The organism is Sphingomonas sp. 77B, assembly GCF_056497825.1.
The window spans coordinates 3,497,863-3,513,842 of record NZ_JBWMBY010000001.1 but is presented as its reverse complement, the minus strand read 5'-3'; the positions used below and the strand labels follow the sequence as shown (position 1 = coordinate 3,513,842).

18 protein-coding genes and 1 other RNA gene are annotated in these 15,980 nt (G+C 66.8%); 11 read left to right on the top strand and 8 right to left on the bottom strand.

Annotation, left to right across the window (positions count from 1 at the left end):
* Positions 1 to 77 precede the first annotated feature (77 nt).
* Entirely contained in the window at positions 78 to 734 is a 657-nt protein-coding gene (locus AC1GI4_RS16495; RefSeq protein WP_007404127.1) for an alpha/beta hydrolase, read from the bottom strand.
* Positions 735 to 843: 109 nt separating this feature from the next.
* Here AC1GI4_RS16495 and AC1GI4_RS16490 point away from each other — a divergent pair, with 109 nt between their 5' ends.
* The 8 genes from AC1GI4_RS16490 to AC1GI4_RS16455 all read left to right on the top strand — a co-directional run bounded on the left by AC1GI4_RS16490 (position 844) and on the right by AC1GI4_RS16455 (position 6,453).
* Positions 844 to 1,890: a cysteine desulfurase family protein gene (locus tag AC1GI4_RS16490; protein WP_479630442.1), complete on the top strand. Its 1,047-nt coding sequence runs from the start codon at positions 844 to 846 to the stop codon at positions 1,888 to 1,890.
* Positions 1,887 to 3,095 (top strand): cysteine desulfurase family protein, encoded by a 1,209-nt coding sequence (locus AC1GI4_RS16485; RefSeq protein WP_479630222.1) that lies wholly within the window; start codon positions 1,887 to 1,889, stop codon positions 3,093 to 3,095. Before AC1GI4_RS16490 ends, AC1GI4_RS16485 begins: the two co-directional genes overlap by 4 nt.
* Positions 3,092 to 3,397: a 2Fe-2S iron-sulfur cluster-binding protein gene (locus tag AC1GI4_RS16480; protein ID WP_479630221.1), complete on the top strand. Its 306-nt coding sequence runs from the start codon at positions 3,092 to 3,094 to the stop codon at positions 3,395 to 3,397. The genes AC1GI4_RS16485 and AC1GI4_RS16480 overlap by 4 nt, the downstream gene beginning before the upstream one ends.
* 97 nt (positions 3,398 to 3,494) lie before the next feature.
* Positions 3,495 to 3,803: a hypothetical protein gene (locus AC1GI4_RS16475; RefSeq protein ID WP_294269805.1), complete on the top strand. Its 309-nt coding sequence runs from the start codon at positions 3,495 to 3,497 to the stop codon at positions 3,801 to 3,803.
* Positions 3,804 to 3,874: 71 nt separating this feature from the next.
* Positions 3,875 to 3,972: signal recognition particle sRNA small type (gene ffs, locus AC1GI4_RS16470), an RNA gene on the top strand.
* Positions 3,973 to 4,111: 139 nt separating this feature from the next.
* Positions 4,112 to 5,803, top strand: coding sequence for a DNA polymerase III subunit gamma/tau (locus AC1GI4_RS16465; protein ID WP_479630220.1), 1,692 nt, complete (start codon positions 4,112 to 4,114; stop codon positions 5,801 to 5,803).
* Between the two features lies 1 nt (position 5,804).
* Positions 5,805 to 6,128: a YbaB/EbfC family nucleoid-associated protein gene (locus tag AC1GI4_RS16460; protein WP_479630219.1), complete on the top strand. Its 324-nt coding sequence runs from the start codon at positions 5,805 to 5,807 to the stop codon at positions 6,126 to 6,128.
* Between the two features lie 73 nt (positions 6,129 to 6,201).
* Entirely contained in the window at positions 6,202 to 6,453 is a 252-nt protein-coding gene (locus tag AC1GI4_RS16455; RefSeq protein ID WP_058734071.1) for a hypothetical protein, read from the top strand.
* Between the two features lie 9 nt (positions 6,454 to 6,462).
* Here the strand turns inward: AC1GI4_RS16455 and AC1GI4_RS16450 are convergent, their stop codons facing one another.
* The 6 genes from AC1GI4_RS16450 to AC1GI4_RS16425 all read right to left on the bottom strand — a co-directional run bounded on the left by AC1GI4_RS16450 (position 6,463) and on the right by AC1GI4_RS16425 (position 11,587).
* Positions 6,463 to 6,879 (bottom strand): hypothetical protein, encoded by a 417-nt coding sequence (locus AC1GI4_RS16450; protein WP_479630218.1) that lies wholly within the window; start codon positions 6,877 to 6,879, stop codon positions 6,463 to 6,465.
* 249 nt (positions 6,880 to 7,128) lie between these two features.
* Positions 7,129 to 7,803 carry a monofunctional biosynthetic peptidoglycan transglycosylase gene (gene mtgA / locus AC1GI4_RS16445; RefSeq protein ID WP_294274708.1) on the bottom strand — a complete coding sequence of 225 codons (675 nt, stop codon included), beginning with the start codon at positions 7,801 to 7,803 and terminating at the stop codon, positions 7,129 to 7,131.
* A gap of 59 nt (positions 7,804 to 7,862) precedes the next feature.
* Entirely contained in the window at positions 7,863 to 8,843 is a 981-nt protein-coding gene (locus AC1GI4_RS16440) for an alpha/beta hydrolase (protein WP_479630217.1), read from the bottom strand.
* A gap of 128 nt (positions 8,844 to 8,971) precedes the next feature.
* Positions 8,972 to 9,118 carry a hypothetical protein gene (locus tag AC1GI4_RS16435; RefSeq protein ID WP_322963307.1) on the bottom strand — a complete coding sequence of 49 codons (147 nt, stop codon included), beginning with the start codon at positions 9,116 to 9,118 and terminating at the stop codon, positions 8,972 to 8,974.
* The gene (locus AC1GI4_RS16430; RefSeq protein WP_479630216.1) at positions 9,118 to 10,167 is read right to left on the bottom strand and encodes a 1,9-bis(guanidino)-5-aza-nonane synthase; all 1,050 of its coding nucleotides are present in this window, start codon (positions 10,165 to 10,167) and stop codon (positions 9,118 to 9,120) included. The genes AC1GI4_RS16435 and AC1GI4_RS16430 overlap by 1 nt, the downstream gene beginning before the upstream one ends.
* A gap of 184 nt (positions 10,168 to 10,351) precedes the next feature.
* Positions 10,352 to 11,587 (bottom strand): type III PLP-dependent enzyme domain-containing protein, encoded by a 1,236-nt coding sequence (locus tag AC1GI4_RS16425; protein WP_479630215.1) that lies wholly within the window; start codon positions 11,585 to 11,587, stop codon positions 10,352 to 10,354.
* A gap of 213 nt (positions 11,588 to 11,800) precedes the next feature.
* Here AC1GI4_RS16425 and AC1GI4_RS16420 point away from each other — a divergent pair, with 213 nt between their 5' ends.
* The 3 genes from AC1GI4_RS16420 to AC1GI4_RS16410 all read left to right on the top strand — a co-directional run bounded on the left by AC1GI4_RS16420 (position 11,801) and on the right by AC1GI4_RS16410 (position 14,058).
* Positions 11,801 to 12,691 (top strand): threonine ammonia-lyase, encoded by an 891-nt coding sequence (locus AC1GI4_RS16420; RefSeq protein WP_479630214.1) that lies wholly within the window; start codon positions 11,801 to 11,803, stop codon positions 12,689 to 12,691.
* A complete protein-coding gene (locus tag AC1GI4_RS16415) occupies positions 12,691 to 12,855 on the top strand; it encodes a hypothetical protein (protein ID WP_294271378.1) in 165 nt (54 codons plus the stop codon). The genes AC1GI4_RS16420 and AC1GI4_RS16415 overlap by 1 nt, the downstream gene beginning before the upstream one ends.
* Before the next feature lie 276 nt (positions 12,856 to 13,131).
* Entirely contained in the window at positions 13,132 to 14,058 is a 927-nt protein-coding gene (locus AC1GI4_RS16410) for an IS110 family transposase (RefSeq protein ID WP_479628293.1), read from the top strand.
* Positions 14,059 to 14,091: 33 nt separating this feature from the next.
* Here the strand turns inward: AC1GI4_RS16410 and AC1GI4_RS16405 are convergent, their stop codons facing one another.
* A complete protein-coding gene (locus tag AC1GI4_RS16405; RefSeq protein WP_479630213.1) occupies positions 14,092 to 15,978 on the bottom strand; it encodes an XrtA/PEP-CTERM system amidotransferase in 1,887 nt (628 codons plus the stop codon).
* Positions 15,979 to 15,980 lie beyond the last annotated feature (2 nt).

The window sequence follows — 15,980 nt, the reverse complement described above, 5'->3', positions numbered from 1 at the left end:
CCTCCCCACCGATTTGCGCCAACAAAAAAGGCCCCGGTTCGCACCGAGGCCCTTTTGCATTCCACGACCCGGCAAAATCACCGGATCGGCGAGTTCGGGTCCAGCCGCATGTCCAGATAGCGGTCCACCGATCCCATCAGCTCGGGCATCTCATGCTCGAAGAAGTGGTTGGCCTTGGGGATGGTGTCGTGATGAATGGTGATGTGCTTCTGGGTGCGCAGCTTGTCGACCAGCTTCTGGGTCGCCGCCGGGGTCGCGACCTCGTCGGCCTCGCCCTGGATGATGATGCCCGAGGAGGGGCACGGCGCCAGGAAGGTGAAGTCGTACATGTTGGCGGGCGGCGCGACCGAGATGAAGCCGCGGATTTCCGGGCGACGCATCAGCAGTTGCATACCGATCCACGCGCCGAAGCTGACACCCGCGATCCAAGTGGTCGAGGCTTCCGGGTGGAAGCTCTGCACCCAGTCGAGCGCCGAGGCGGCGTCGGACAGCTCGCCGATGCCGTTGTCGAACGTGCCCTGGCTCTTGCCCACGCCGCGGAAGTTGAAGCGCAGCGTGGCGAAACCGCGCCGCTGGAACGTCTTGTAGAGTTCCTGGACGATGCGGTTGTTCATCGTACCGCCCGCATTGGGATGCGGGTGCAGGATCATGGCGACGGGCGCGCGCGGACGCGGAGCGGGAGCGAAACGGCCTTCGAGGCGACCTTCGGGGCCGGGGAAAATGACTTCGGGCATCTGAACTCGCCGATCTGGATCGCGCTGGTGGAGCGCCGGGAACGTTGCGCTATATAGGCGACAAGCCCCTTTTCGCAATTGTTCGATCATTCCAGCTAGGCAACGAACCCTGTCCCGTCTTTATCTCGATCACGCCGCGACCACTCCGATGACCCCGGCGGCCCGTGCCGCACTGGCGGAGGGATGCGCGGTCTGGGCCAACCCCTCCTCCCCCCATGCCGAGGGGCGCGCCGCCAAGCGCGCGCTGGAGGAGGCGCGCACCGCCATCGCCCGGTCGCTCGGCTGGGCGCACGACGTCCTGTTCACCAGCGGCGCGAGCGAGTCCCTGTCCATCGCGCTCACCCGGTCGATGGCGCAGCGGCGCTTCGTCGGCGCGATCGACCATGACGCGGTGCTGCGCGCGGCCCCGGATGCGGTGGTGATGCCGGTCGGGCCGGACGGGGTGCTGCGCCTGCCCGATCTCGACGGCCCGCGCGCGGTGGTGACGGTGCAATGGGCCAATAGCGAGACGGGGGTGCGCCAGCCGATCGCCGAACTGGCGGAAGCGATCCACGCCGCCGGGCACATCCTGCTGGTCGATGCCGCGCAGATGCCCGCGGGCGCGGATGCCGAGGTGATCGACCATGCCGATCTGGTCGCCCTGTCGGCGCACAAGCGGGGCGGGCCGCCGGGGATCGGCGCGCTGCTGGTCCGCGACCTCGCCTTGCTCGCGCCGACCGGCGGGCAGGAGCGCGGCTATCGCCCCGGCACCGAGAATATGCCCGGCGTGCTGGGCTATGCCACCGCGCTGGCCGAACCGGAGCCCGACCATGCCGAGCTGCGCGCGCATCTCGACGACGCGATCCGCCGTTCGGGCGGGATCGTGGTCGCCGATACCAGCCGCCGCCATCCGGCCATCGCCAGCTATCACATGCCCGGCAAGCCCTCGGCGGCGCAGCTGATCCAGTTCGATCTCGCGCAAATCTCGGTCTCGGCGGGCAGCGCGTGCGCCAGCGGCAGCCTGAAGCCCAGCCATGTGCTCGCCGCGCTCGGCTGGGACGTGGAAGCGGGCCGCGAGGTGGTTCGGGTCAGCTTCGGCCGGACGACGACGCGGGAAGATGTCGACCGTTTCGTCACCGCTTGGCGTGCGATCGCACGGGGGAGACGGGTCGCATGATCTATCTCGACTATCAGGCGACGACCCCGCTCGCGCCCGAGGCGCTGAAGGCGATGCTTCCCTGGCTGGAACAGGGCCATGCCAATCCCCATTCGCCGCACCGCGCCGGGCGACAGGCGCGCGCCGCCGTCGAGGTCGCGCGCGATCAGGTAGCGGCGCTGTTCCCCTCCGGCGGGCGGGTGGTGTTCACCAGCGGCGCGACCGAGGCGCTGAACTGGGCGATCAAGGGAACGCGCGGCGGCATCGTCACGACGGCGATCGAACATGCCGCCGTGCTCGACACTGCCGCCGCTACGGGGCGGGAGCTGACCGTGCTATCGGTCAATCGCGAAGGCGTAGCTGCGCCAGCCCCCGACGACATCGGCAAGCCCCTCCCCTTCAGGGGAGGGGTTGGGGTGGGGCCTCGCCACGGGCCGCACGCTTGTGGAGGCTCCCCACCCCCCACCCCTCCCCTGAAGGGGAGGGGTGAGTCCGGCTCATGTCATCCCGCTACGAATCCTCTTGCAGAAGGCACCGGCCTGGTCGCGGCGATGCTGGTCAATAACGAGGTCGGCACCATTCAGCCGGTCACCGCGCTGGCGGAGGCGGCGCACCGGGTCGGCGCGTGGATGCTATGCGACGCCGTACAGGGCTATGGCCGGATCACCATTCCCGACACGGTGGATATGGTCGCGGTCTCGGCGCACAAGATCCATGGGCCCAAGGGCATCGGCGCGCTGTGGCTGCGCGACGGCCTCGCCCTACCCCCGCTGCTCCATGGCGGCGATCAGGAGGGCGGACGTTCCGGCACGCTCAGCCCGGCGCTTTGCGCGGGGTTCGGCGCGGCGGCCAGGCTGATGGCGACGCAGGCCGAGGTGGACGCCGCGCATGTCGAGCGGCTCTGGTCGCTGGCGGTCGAGCGGCTCGGCCCCGGCTGGACGGTCAACGGTTCGACCGGGCAGCGCTATCACGGCAACCTCAATATCCGCCGCGAAGGGCTCGACGTCGCGCGGCTGATGTCGGATTGCCGCGACATCGCCTTTTCCGCCGGGAGCGCCTGCGCCAGCGGCTCCGGGCGGCCCAGCCATGTCCTGACCGCGCTGGGGCTAAGCGACCGCGAGGCGAAATCCTCGATCCGCATCGGCTTCGGCCGCTACACCACCGAGGGCGAACTGGTCGAAGCCATCGACCGGATCAACGCTGCGGCCAAGGCGCAGGGACGATGATCGCGCTGACGTTCGAGGCCCCCGATGGCACCAGGGTCGATGCCAAGGCGGAGCCCGGCGAAACGCTGCTCCAGGTCGGGCAGCGCGCGGGCCAGCCCTTGGAGGGCACCTGTGGCGGGCAGATGGCCTGTGCGACCTGCCATGTGCTGATCGATCCGGGTTTTCTGGATCGCCTTCCCGACCCTTCCGCAGAGGAAGAGGACATGCTCGACCTCGTCCCCGACGCCACCCGCTGCAGCCGCCTCGCCTGCCAGATCGTGATGACCGAGCGGCTGGCCGACATAGTCGTCCGCCTTCCATGAACCTTTGATAACAAAGGGGTTCAGGGATCGATCATCGGCGATTCGCCATTCTTCTCCCATGCTCGCCGACAGGCGGGATTACCGGGAGTAAAGCGTTATGAAACTTCTTGCTGTCTTGGGCGCCGGTCTGATCGCGGTGTCCGGCGTTGCCGCCGCCGCCCCTGCCGATGCCGCCCCGCACGACCGCTGGGGCCGGGGTCCGGGTTGGGATCGCGGGCCGGGCTGGCATCATCGTGGTCCGGGCTGGGATCGTGGCCCCGGCTGGCATCGCGGCGGCGGTCCCCGTTGGGATCGCGGTCCCGGCTGGCGCGGCCCGCGTTACGCCTATGGCCGTCCGCGCGTGACCTGCCGCTGGGTGCGCACCTGGAACGGCCCGCAGCGGCAGTGCTTCAACACCTATCGCTAAGCGGAAAGTTCGTCACGGACGGGGCCGGTGGATAAGGACTTGATCCCCCGGCCCCGTTTCGCCATATGCGCGGCGGGAGTCGGGCGGACGTAGTCGTCGCCAACCCGGTCAGGTCCTGACGGAAGCAGCCGTAACGATTTCGCTGCGGGTCGTTCCGGCTCCCACCCTCCGCAAAAATTTGAACGCCCCCCCCTGCCCCGACTTACGGGCGTGGCGATGACGTTTATGCGATTTGACCTGACGTAGGGCGCCCGAGCCTCTATGTTGCCCGGCGATGATTTCCTTCTCTCCGACCTTGCCCGCCCGTCATGGCTGATTCGTTCGACCTGGGCGAACCGCCCCAGCCTGTTCAGACGCAGCCCAAGGCCGAAGCCTATCGCGTGCTCGCGCGCAAATACCGGCCGCAGACCTTCGACGCGCTGATCGGGCAGGACGCGATGGTCCAGACGCTGGGCAATGCGATCAAGCGCGATCGGCTGGCCCATGCCTTTCTGATGACCGGCGTGCGCGGGGTCGGCAAGACCTCGACCGCGCGACTGATCGCCAAGGCGCTCAACTGTGTCGGCCCGGACGGCCATGGTGGCCCGACGATTTCCCCTTGCGGCGTCTGCGAGCCCTGCCGCGCCATTGCCGAAGGCCGCCATATCGACGTGATCGAGATGGATGCCGCCAGCCATACCGGCGTAGACGACGTGCGCGAGATCATCGAGGCGTCGCGCTATGCCGCCGTCTCGGCGCGCTTCAAGATCTATATCGTCGACGAAGTCCACATGCTCTCCAAGAACGCCTTCAACGCGCTGTTGAAGACGCTGGAGGAGCCGCCCGCGCATGTGAAGTTCCTGTTCGCCACCACCGAGGTGAACAAGGTCCCGATCACCGTCCTGTCGCGCTGCCAGCGTTTCGACCTGCGCCGGATCACGGCGGACAAGCTCGCCGCGCATTTCGCCGACATCTGCATCAAGGAAGGCGTCACCGCCGAGGACGAGGCGCTGATGCTGATAGCGCGCGCGGCGGAAGGCTCGGCGCGCGACGGCCTGTCGATCCTGGACCAGGCGATCGCCCATGCCGATCTGGAGGGCAGCGGCGTTACCTCGGCCGCCGTGCGCGAAATGCTGGGCCTGTCGGATCGCGGCGCGGTGCGCGATCTGCTGGGGCTGCTGCTGAACGGCGACGGCGCAGGAGCGCTGGCCTCGCTGCGACGGCAATATGATTATGGCGTCGATCCGCAATCAGTGCTCCGTTCGCTTTTGGAGACGGTGCACGGCATCACGCTGACCAAGGTCGGCACGCCGCCCGACGCCGCCCAGCCACTGGAGGAGCGCGCCGCGCGTGAGGAATGGGCGGGCGCGCTCAGCTTCCCCGCGCTGCACCGGCTGTGGCAGCTGTTCCTGAAGGGGCATGACGAGGTGGCGCGTGCCGCTTTGCCTATCGAGGCGGCCGAAATGGCGCTGTTGCGCGCGATTCATGCCTCGACGCTGCCCGATCCGGGCGAACTCGCACGGCAGATCCGCGACGGCGGCGTCTCGGCAACCAGCGCTCCAGCGGTGACGCATCAGGCGGCCCCCGCTGCCGCCCCGGTGGCCTTCGCCCCGCCCCCGCCGCCCGCCGAGCCCGAGCCGCCCAAGCTGCCCGACAGCTTTGTCGCGATGATCGACCGGCTGGACGATATGGGGCAGCTGGCGCTGGCGGCGCGGATGCGGCACGGCGCGCGTCTCGTGCGTTATGCCCCACCGGAGATGGTGTTCAGCGGATCGCGCCCGATCGCGACCGATACGCTTAGCGAGTTGATCGCGGCGCTGAAGACGGCAACGGGCCAGGTCTGGCGCGTCACGCTGGAGGACGTCCCCGGCCAGCCGACCCTGCACGAGCAGCAGGTCGCGGCCGAGGAAGCGATCAAGACCGCCGCGTGGGAATCGGACATGGTCCGCGCCGCGCGAGAGGCTTTCCCCGAGGCCGAATTGATGGAATGGCCCGGCAAACGCAGTGTGAACGGAGCATGATGTGAAGAATCTCGACGAAATCCTGGCAATGGCCCAGAACGTCCAGAACGAACTGGAAAAGGCGCAAGCCAATCTCGACAATATCGAGGTCGAGGGCGTCTCCGGCGGCGGTCTGATCAAGGTGAAGGCGTCGGCCAAGGGCCGGATCATCGGCATCACCATCGACGACTCGCTGATGCAGCCGTCCGAAAAGGGCATGCTGGAGGACCTGCTGGCCGCCGCGATCAACGACGCGCGCACCAAGGCCGATGCGGCTTCGGGCAGCGAAATGTCCAAGATGACCAGCGGCCTGCCCCTGCCGCCCGGGTTCAAGCTGCCCTTCTGATCCGGCAACGTCGTTACGGGAACGACATGGCGGCCATGGCGTTGCTTCCTCCATCACAACAGGAGGGAATGTCATGGCCGATGAACGTGTTACCGAGACCTATGGTACGCAACAGCCGCATACCACGGTCATCGAGCGCCGCAGCGGTGGTGGCGGCATGGCGATCGCCATCGTCCTGCTGATCGCCGTGCTGGTCGGGGGCTTTTATCTCTTCAGTCGGGGCGGCGCGGAAAATCGCCGCGACGCGGCCGTGACCTCGGCGGCCAAGAGCGTCGGCGACACCGCCAAGAAGGCGGGTGACGCGATTTCGGGCGACGCGAAATAAGGCGATCCGCTACCGGCCGGGCGATTTGGGCTCGGCCGGTAGCGACCCTGGTGGATCGATCTCGGCATCGGGGTCGGTCAGCCGTTTGAAAATCTTCGTTCCTAGGGTCAGCGGATCGCGTCCGCCCCCATAACCGGCCTCGCCTGCCTCGACATGCGAACAGCGCCTCTGGCCCGCGAACATCCCGCAAGGGCCCGCGCCTCCCAATATCTGCGCACCGCTGAGGCCTGCTCCTGCACCGTCCGCTTCCCGTCCCTTTTCCCGGACGGACTGGGGTATCCGATAATGTTCGCTAGCGTCGCGACGCCCGCAGACGACGAGCTCGGCCTGATCGAGCGGGCAGTCCGTTCGCGGGGTGATACGCGGCAAGGACATGGCCGATGGCGCCGCCTGCAGGAGCATCAGGAGGCCGATCGCTGCGCTCATTCATAAGCTCCTCCAAGGTAGACCGAAGGTGCTTTGGGATCGTGGCTTTTGCGGGGCGATTTATCGTTAGTTCATGACGTCGGGCAACGGCCCTCCCCCATCCCCTCCCGCCCGCGGGAGGGGCGTGTTCTGGGCTAGTATTAAGTACCAATCATGGCGTTGTTAGCCCCCCGCCGTCCACCGGCACGCCCCTCCCGCAGGCGGGAGGGGATGGGGGAGGGAAAGGTGTCTCACCGAGACCACACCCTTCTACCGAATACAGCTATCCAGCCCCTGCCGCCGCACCACGCCCACATAACGCGCGATCACATTGCCGTGCCTGCGCACGAACCCCGTCGGCGCCACCGCCGCGCGCTTCTTGGGCAGCGGCAGGACGGCCGCGATCCGCGCCGCCTCGGTCGGCGAGAGATGCGAGGCGTCATGCCCGAAATAGCGCATCGCCCCGGCATTGGCACCATACGTCCCGATGCCCGTCTCGGCGATGTTGAGATACACCTCCATGATCCGCCGCTTGCCCCACAGATGCTCGATCAAGAAGGTGAACCAGGCCTCGAACCCCTTCCGGACATAGCCGCCATTCTGGAACAGGAACGCGTTCTTCGCGGTCTGCTGGCTGATCGTCGAGCCGCCGCGAATGCGCCCGCCCTTGGCATTCCGCGCGGCGGCGCTCGCCATCGCCTTGAAGTCGAAGCCGTTGTGCGAACAGAAACGCGCATCCTCACCCGCGATCGCCGCGCGCGCCATGTTCGGGTCCATCTCGGACAGCGGCATCCAATCCTTGGTCACGCCATGCCCGCCGATCACGTCGCCGAGCATAGTGAAGGTGATCGGCGGCGGCACGAAGCGATAGATGCCGACCCAGACGACACTCAGGATCACAAAGGCGAGCACGGCCTTCAGGGCCCAGCGAGCGATGCGGAACATGGCCCGGGTCCTTAGCGGGGTTTGGAGCGCACGTCACTCGCTCCGAACCCCGCGCCGGTTCAGGACTGCAGGGTCTGCGCGATCCAGCGGTCGAACAGGTCGGGCCAGAGCCGGTTGGGCGATCCTTCCGGGGCGCTCATTGCACCGAAGCCGTGACCGCCCTTTTCGAAGAAATGCGCCTCGACCGGCACCTTGGCCGCCCGCGCCTGGGTCAAGACGTCGATCGATTGATCGAGCGGGACCAGCCCGTCATTAACGGCGTGGACTAGGAACAGCGGCGGGGTGTTCGCATTAATCCGGCGCGGCGTGTCATAGCGCGCCTTGGTCGCGGGATCGGGATTGGGACCGAGCAGATTGTCGCGCGAACCCGGATGGGTGATCGGCGTCGACAGGCTGGCGACCGGATAGACCAGGCCCGAGAAGCGCGGCCGGGCCGACTGGCCGTCGGCGGCGTCCACCGGCTTGTAGACCTTGTCGTCATATCCGACCGTCAGCGACGCGGCGAGATGTCCGCCCGCCGAAAAGCCGACGATACCCAGCTTGGCCGGATCGATGCCATAGCGCGCGGCATTGGCACGGATCAGGCGCATCGCCCGCTGCGCATCCTGCAGCGGCACGTTCGCCTGATCGTCCCAGCCTTCCGACGGCAGGCGATAGGAAAGCGCGAAGACGGTGATGCCATGCGGGTTTAGCGTCCGGGCGACGTCGATCCCCTCATTCTGGATCGATACGAAGCCATAGCCCCCGCCGGGGATCGTCAGTACCGCACGGTCATCGGGACGCTCGGGGCGAAACACCGCGACGATCGGATCGGCGGTGCCGCGCAGCCATAATTCCTGCCGCCCGGCAGGGCCGTTCATCGACGGATTGGGCTTGGGCAGGCTCGCGCGCGCACCGGGCGGACGGCCGGGCCAGAGCGAGAAATGTTCGGCGGGGGGCCAAGGCGTCATCGCGGGTGCCGACGCTGCGGCCTGTGCCGAAACTCGCGCGGCCAGTGGTACGGTGGCCATAGCCCCGATCAGAGAGCGTCGATCGATCATTGGCATCCCCTCATCCTCAACGCCTGATAGCGCTATATCGAAAGAGGGTGCCGGGGCGGCGCGCGCCGATCAAGTGAAAAGGGTATTTATGAAAAAGGGGGCGGAAGCCTTTGCCTCCGCCCCCGATCTCAATGACCGTATTTCTTGATTCCCCGCCGCCGCAGCTTTTCGCGCTTGCGTCGACGGCTGTACGGGATCGCGAAAGCCAGACCCGACAGCAGCACTGCCCCAATTATGATATAGGCAAGCTGCTCTCGTTCGAAGAATTCAAACATTAGTCGAAAATCGCTCCCCAACGACGCTTGGCGCGCTCACGCCAATGGCCGCGGTGATACGCGTCCGAGGCGAGGAGCGGCATAACCGAACCGGCTTCAGCGAATACCATCTGTTCGAGGGCCGTGTCCACCTTGCCCCAGCTCGCCGCTTCCTTCAGAGTCGAAGACGAGCAGGCGCCGTCGCGAACATCGGCCACGGTGATCTGCACCGCATACTTGTGCATCTCGACATCGTCATGGCCCAGGATCTCGGCGCAAACCACCGTATCCTGGATGAAATTCTTCGGAACGCCGCCGCCGATCATGAGGAGGCCGGTGGTGCCTGCCTTGATCTTGATGTCGGTCAATTCGCGGAAGTCGGCAATGGCGTCGAGCACCATGTAAGGCTTGCCTTCCTTGGCCCGCTCGACCTGATGCTTCACCAGACCGAAGCCAGCCGACGAATCGACGAAAGCCGGGCAGAAGATCGGCACGTCATGCTCATAGGCGAGCTTGACGAGGCTGTTGTCCTTCTTGCCGTGCTCGACGAGATACTTGCCCATCTCGCGGATGAAGGCGCGGCTCGAATAGGGCTTCGGCTCCAGCGAGTCCGCGATCTTGCCGATCGTGTGGTCGCAGTCCTGCAGCTGCTCTTCGTCGATATAGGTGTCGTAGATGCGGTCGATGTAGAGCGAACGCAGCGTATTGTCGTCGGGGATCTCCAGCGCCTGGTAATGCTTGTGGCCCAGGCCCTCGAAGAAATCCATGTCGACGATCGACGCGCCGGTGGCGACGATGCCGTCGATCATGTTCGAGCGCAGCAGCTCGGCATAGAGGTCCATGCAGCCGCCCGCCGAGGTCGAACCCGCGATGACGAGGAAGATCGAGCAGTCCTTGTCGGCCAGCATCTGGTTGTAGATGCCGGTCGCGCGCGCCAGGTCGCGGCTGGTGAAGCTCATCTTGCCCATCGAATCGATGATCGGGCGGGCGTCGAACGAGGTGATGTCGATATGCTCGACCACGCTGGAGAGCAGCTCGGCCTTGCGGTTGTCGTTGATCGTGTCGGTCATGATGGTTCCATCATCATCGAGAAGCCGTCGTCGTTATTGGGGACGCGGTAACCCGGCTGGCCCGGCTCTGCGCAGAGGCAGTGCCGGTATGCGAAGGGGCCTTATCGCGGTGGATGCCGCAATGCCACCCCATTCCCCTCCCGCCGAAGCGGAAGGGGATAAAGGAGGTGCTAGAGTCGCCGGGTTACAGCTTGACGACGTTGGCGGGCAGCGACGGTTCGGCCTCGTCGCGGTACACCGAGAACATCGGCTCGTCGTCGGTCACGACGAACTCATGGCAGGTGAAGCCGTTGAACTGGGTGCGCATGGCCTGGCCGTACGCTCCCAGCATCCCAATCTCGAAATAATCGCCGGTGTTCGTGTCCGCAGGCAGCGGGAACGGACCCTGCATGAAGTCGAGGTCGTCGCAGGTCGGGCCCCAGAAGCTGAAGTCCATGTCGCGCGCGTCCGACGCCGGCTCGCGCAGCAGCTGGACCGGGTACTTCCATCCGATATGCGCCGCATCGAACAGCGCGCCATAGGCACCGTCGTTGATGTACAGCTCGTTGCCACGGCGACGCTCGACGCGCACCACGACGGACGAATATTCCGCGCACAGCGCCCGGCCCGGCTCGGCCCAGAGTTCGGCCGAATAGGACACCGGCAAACTCTCGAACGCGCGGTGGATCGTCTCGAAGAAACGCTCCAGCGGCGGCGGGGTCATGCCCGGATAGGCCGAGGGGAAGCCGCCGCCCACGTCGATCACGTCGACGGTGACCGCCGCCGCGACGATCGCCGCACGGACGCGCTCCATCGCCGCCGAATAGGCGTCGGGGGTCATGGTCTGGCTGCCGACATGGAAGCAGATGCCCAGCGCATCGGCGACCTGGCGGGTCGCGATGAGCAGGTCCTTCGACTCTTCCAGGCTGACGCCGAACTTCGAGCCCAGGCTGAGCTTGGCATATTCGGACGACACGCGCATGCGGACGCACAGGGTCAGGTCGGTCGCACCGTCGGTGGCGCGGACGATCTTCTCCAGCTCTTCCAGGCTGTCGAGCGAATAGGTGCGGACGCCGTGCGTGAAATAGGCCTCGGCAATCGCCTCTTCCGACTTCACCGGATGCATAAAGCAGCAGACGGCCTGCGGGGCGACCGACTTCACCAGACGAACTTCCGCGATCGAGGCGGTGTCGAAATGGGTGATGCCATTGTCCCACAGGATCTGAATCAGATCCGGCGACGGATTCGCCTTCACCGCATACATCGGCCGACCCGGAAACTTCTTGACGAAGAATCGGGCGGCGCGCGCAGCGGCGTGCGGGCGAAGCAGCGTGACCGGATCAGCCGGACGACGCTTGGCGATGTCGATGCCGCGCTCCAGATTGGAGGGGACGGCGGTCGAGTGGGCAGCTAGCCCCAGCGCGCGATGATTCTGGTGCAACTCAAGGGACCTCCAATTGCCTGACGGCATACGGTGACAAAAAGCTGCCTTGCGGTTGGAAGTCCCATGGGGCAGCGGAGGCGCGAAATAGGGTCCGCTTTTTCGAATGTAAAGCGGTAGAAAGGGCGTCGGAGATAAAAAGTGACAATCTTAAGACAGCCTACCAAAGCGGGGGTCCGCGATGCCGCGGAAAAGATCGCCCGCATCCTGCCGATGTCACCCATATTTCCATTGAATATCAATGGGAAGACGGTGACTTTCAAAGCGGAAAATCTGCAACCTGTCGGCGCGTTTAAACTCCGCGGCGCATGGCACCGATTAACCGCGCTGGACGAGGTTTCGCGGGCGCGCGGCGTGGTCGCTTTTTCCTCCGGCAATCATGCGCAGGGAATCGCCTGGGCCGCGCGGCGATTGGGGATCGCGGCGACGATCGTGATGCCCGCCGACGCGCCGCCGTCCAAGCGGGAGGGCACGTTGGCGCTGGGTGCGGAGATCGTCGATTACGATCGCGCGACCGAAAGCCGCGAACTGATCGCGCGCCGCCTGGCCGAGGCGCGGGGTGCGACGCTGGTGCCCAGTTTCGACGACCCCTGGGTGATCGAGGGACAAGGCTCGGCGGGTATCGAGGCGGCGGCGCAGATGGCCGCACTGGGCCTGCCCGCGCCGACCCATGTGGTGTCGCCGTGCGGCGGCGGTGGACTGGCAGCGGGTCTGACGCTGGCGCTGCCCAAGGCGAAGGTTACGGTGGTCGAACCGGAAGGTTGGGACGATATGCGCCGCTCTCTGGAGGCGGGATGGATCGAGCCGGTGGGCGACAATCCGCCGCCGACCGCCTGCGACTCGCTCCAGACGACACGCGTGTCGCCGCTGACCTTCGAGGTGTTGGCGCGCCGGGGTGCGGAGGGTGTGGCGGTCAGCGAGGCGGACGTCGCAGCGGCGCAGCGGTTCGCGGCGGAGCGGCTGCGACTGGTGGTCGAGCCGGGCGGCGCGGTGGCGCTGGCCGCGCTGTTGACGGGCAAGGTCACGCCGACGGACGGGATGCTGGTCCTGCTATCGGGCGGCAATGTCGACCGTGCGGCCTATGCCCGGGTGTTGGCGGGCTGATGGAGGGTATCGCGAACGCCGCGCCGGGTCTGGCGATGCTGGCCGCCTTTGCCTGTGTGGCGGGGGGTGTCGTCACGATCCGGCGCGGGGACCGGCGCAAGGGCGTGTTGATGCTGGTGATGGCCGTGGTGTTGGTGGGAAATGTCCTGATCTGGACGATGTAATGATCCTCCCCGGCACGGGGAGGTGGCAGGCCGCAGACCTGACGGAGGGGGGCTTCCTCATCGGATGCCCATTGTGGCGATCCCCCTCCACCATGCTTCGCATGGTCCCCCCCCCTGTCTGATGCGACGGTGGTATGAAGATGTTGCGGAAGGGAGCCCGTCCCCCCCGAGGGTCTGGAGCCCGATAGGGAGCAAGGGTCCCTTCCGCGTTGGTCACAACCCTGAACAGTTGCTTGGGACTGCTGATCCCGCACGACATGGACAGGAGCCTATACCATGCCACAAGCCGTTATCGGCTGCGACCTTTCGCGTGCCGTCATCGACATCTGCGAGCTGCCATCGGGCCGGATCGGGCGGATCGCCAATACACCGGATGCCATCGCCGTCTGGCTCGACACGCTCGACCACGACATCCGCCTTGTCTTCGAGGCGACCAGTGGTTGCGACGGTGACCTGATCGCCGCGCTGGCGACACGCGGCCATCCCTTCTCGCGCGTCAATCCGCGTCAGGCCCGCGAGTTCGCCAGAGCCACCGGCACGCTGGCCAAGACTGACCGCGTCGATGCCCGCGTGCTCGCGCAGATGGGCGCAGCGCTGAACCTGCCCGCTACCATCCCGCTCAGCCCTGCCCGTTCACGCCTGGCCGATTTCCTGCGTCGCCGCAGACAGTTGGTCGACATGCGCAAAGCCGAAAAGCTGCATCGCCACAGCGCAGGCCAACCCGAAATCGCACAAGCCATCGAAGCCATGATCGACCTGCTCAGCCAGCAGATCGCCCAGCTCGACCGCCAGATCGCAGGCTTCATCGCCCAGGATCGGGCCCTGTCCGAACAGGCCCAGCTGCTGACGGCTGTTCCCGGCATCGGGCCCACCGTCCTGGCAACCCTGCTCGGTGAACTTCCCGAACTCGGCACGCTGTGCCGTCGAAAGATCGCCTCGCTCGCCGGCCTCGCTCCCCACGCCCGCGAAAGTGGCACATGGCGCGGCGCCAGGCGCATTTGGGGCGGGCGGCGCAAGGTCCGCGAAGCCCTCTACATCGCCGCCCTCAATGCCTCACGGCGCATCCCCGTCCTCACCGCTATGCGCGACAGGATGCGAGCCAAAGGCAAGGCGCCAAAGACCATCCTTATCGCCGTCGCACGCCAACTCCTCGTCATCCTCAACGCCATGATCCGAAAGCGACAGCCTATCGCTCTCTCATGAGCATCACAGTTGCCCCCCCGTGCCGGGGAGGATTTAGGCGAACAATCGCGCCAGGCTGCGCTCCAGCATCAGCATCTGCCACAGGGTCCGGCCGTGCTCGGCGCGCCCGCTGCGGTGGTCGGCCGCCAGTCGACCGACTTCGGTCAGATCGAACCAGCCGGTTTCCCGCAGCAGACCGGACTTCTCCAGCCGCGCCGCCTCATCCGCCAGCGCGCCGCGGAACCACGCACTGATCGGCGTCACGAACCCCATTTTGGGCCGGTAGAGGATATCGCGCGGCAGATAGGGCTCCAGCACCTTCTTCATCAGCCACTTGCCCTGGCCGCCCCGCAATCGCATCGAAACGGGCAGGCGCGCGGCATATTCGACCAGCCGGTGGTCGAGCAGCGGCTCACGCGCTTCCAGCCCGACCGCCATCGACATGCGGTCGGTCTTGGTCAGGATGTCGCCGGGCAGCCAGATCTTCATGTCCGCATATTGCACCCGGTCGATGGCACCGCGCGCGGGCGCGTCGCGCATCGCGGCGATATAGCGATCCTCCGCCCGGTGTCCGCCCAGCGCCGCCTTCGCCTCGGCGGAGAATAGCCGCGCGCGCGCCTCAGGCCCCGTCACGCCGACCGCGCGGGCATAGGCCTCCGCGCCGTCCATCCCCAACGCCTGCAGCGTCGTCTTGGCGCGAAGGGGGCGCGGCGCCCAGTCGGCCTTGGGATAGAGGCGACCCAGTGTCCCGAACACGCTGCGGCGAAACTCCGCCGGGAACAGACCGCGCACCCGCTCCTCGCCCGCATGGAAGATGTGGCGGCGATAGCCCATCAGGATTTCGTCGGCGCCGTCTCCCGCCAGCGCGACCGTGACATGCTGGCGCGCCATCTCGCACAGGCGATAGGTGGCCAGTGCCGAGGCATCAGCAAAGGGCTCGTCGAACTGCGCGACCAGCGTGTCGATCAGCGCGAAGTCGTCCGGCTGGACCACCCGCTCGGCATGGTCGGTGGCGAAGCGCTGGGCGATGATACGGGCATGGCTGCGCTCGTCCAGGCCCGCTTCGTCGAAGCCGATGGTGCAGGTGCGGACGGCACGCGGGGATGCCTCCGCCATCAAGGCGACCACGCCCGAGCTGTCGACGCCGCCCGACAGGAACGCGCCCAGCGGCACATCGGCGACCATGCGGCTGACCACACCCTCGCGCATCCGGGCCAGCAGTCCTTCGCCCAGCTGCGCGGCCGACCCGCCTTCGCGGTTGGAGAAGTCGACGTCCCACCATTGGCGTGGGGCGGGGATGGCGCGTCCGCGCTCGATCAGCAGGAAATGCCCGGCGGGCAGCTTGTGGATACCGGCCACGATACTGGCGTCGTCGGGCACATAGCCAAAGGCCAGATAATCCTCGACCGCGCGGATATCGGGGCGGCGGCGGAACAGCGGATGCGCCAGCACCCCCTTCATCTCCGAGGCGAAGGCGACCGCGCCATCGGGCAGCTCGGCCCAGTGGAGCGGCTTCACCCCCAGTCGGTCGCGCGCCAGGAACAGCGCTCCGGCCTTTGCGTCATGCACGGCAAAGGCGAACATGCCGACCAGCCGGTGGAGCATCGACGGGCCCCAATGCCGCCAGCCATGGACCAGCACTTCGGTGTCGCCGTCGGTGTGGAAGACCGCACCCTTGGCGCGCAATTCCTCGCGCAACTCGCGGTAGTTATAGATTTCGCCGTTGAAGCAGACCGCCACCTCGCCATCGACCATCGGCTGGGGCGAACCCGCCACGTCGATGATCGACAGCCGGGCATGGGCGAAACCGACGCCGGGCGCGGTCCAGATCCCCTGCCCGTCCGGCCCACGATGCGCCTGTGCGCCGATCATCGCGCGCAGCCGGGCGGGATCGACCGGCTTGGGCGTGGCGGGATGGAAGAGACCGGCGATACCGCACATGG

Bases quoted from the DNA above. Each gene is read 5' to 3' on its own strand.
- AC1GI4_RS16465 (WP_479630220.1), top strand. From the start codon at position 4,112: ATGGCTGATTCGTTCGACCTGGGCGAACCGCCCCAGCCTGTTCAGACG.
- AC1GI4_RS16480 (WP_479630221.1), top strand. From the start codon at position 3,092: ATGATCGCGCTGACGTTCGAGGCCCCCGATGGCACCAGGGTCGATGCC.
- AC1GI4_RS16435 (WP_322963307.1), bottom strand. From the start codon at position 9,118: ATGTTTGAATTCTTCGAACGAGAGCAGCTTGCCTATATCATAATTGGG.
- AC1GI4_RS16430 (WP_479630216.1), bottom strand. From the start codon at position 10,167: ATGACCGACACGATCAACGACAACCGCAAGGCCGAGCTGCTCTCCAGC.
- AC1GI4_RS16405 (WP_479630213.1), bottom strand. From the start codon at position 15,978: ATGTGCGGTATCGCCGGTCTCTTCCATCCCGCCACGCCCAAGCCGGTC.
- AC1GI4_RS16440 (WP_479630217.1), bottom strand. From the start codon at position 8,843: ATGATCGATCGACGCTCTCTGATCGGGGCTATGGCCACCGTACCACTG.
- AC1GI4_RS16455 (WP_058734071.1), top strand. From the start codon at position 6,202: ATGGCCGATGAACGTGTTACCGAGACCTATGGTACGCAACAGCCGCAT.
- AC1GI4_RS16485 (WP_479630222.1), top strand. From the start codon at position 1,887: ATGATCTATCTCGACTATCAGGCGACGACCCCGCTCGCGCCCGAGGCG.
- AC1GI4_RS16495 (WP_007404127.1), bottom strand. From the start codon at position 734: ATGCCCGAAGTCATTTTCCCCGGCCCCGAAGGTCGCCTCGAAGGCCGT.
- AC1GI4_RS16450 (WP_479630218.1), bottom strand. From the start codon at position 6,879: ATGAGCGCAGCGATCGGCCTCCTGATGCTCCTGCAGGCGGCGCCATCG.
- AC1GI4_RS16415 (WP_294271378.1), top strand. From the start codon at position 12,691: ATGGAGGGTATCGCGAACGCCGCGCCGGGTCTGGCGATGCTGGCCGCC.
- mtgA (WP_294274708.1), bottom strand. From the start codon at position 7,803: ATGTTCCGCATCGCTCGCTGGGCCCTGAAGGCCGTGCTCGCCTTTGTG.
- AC1GI4_RS16475 (WP_294269805.1), top strand. From the start codon at position 3,495: ATGAAACTTCTTGCTGTCTTGGGCGCCGGTCTGATCGCGGTGTCCGGC.
- AC1GI4_RS16420 (WP_479630214.1), top strand. From the start codon at position 11,801: ATGTCACCCATATTTCCATTGAATATCAATGGGAAGACGGTGACTTTC.
- AC1GI4_RS16410 (WP_479628293.1), top strand. From the start codon at position 13,132: ATGCCACAAGCCGTTATCGGCTGCGACCTTTCGCGTGCCGTCATCGAC.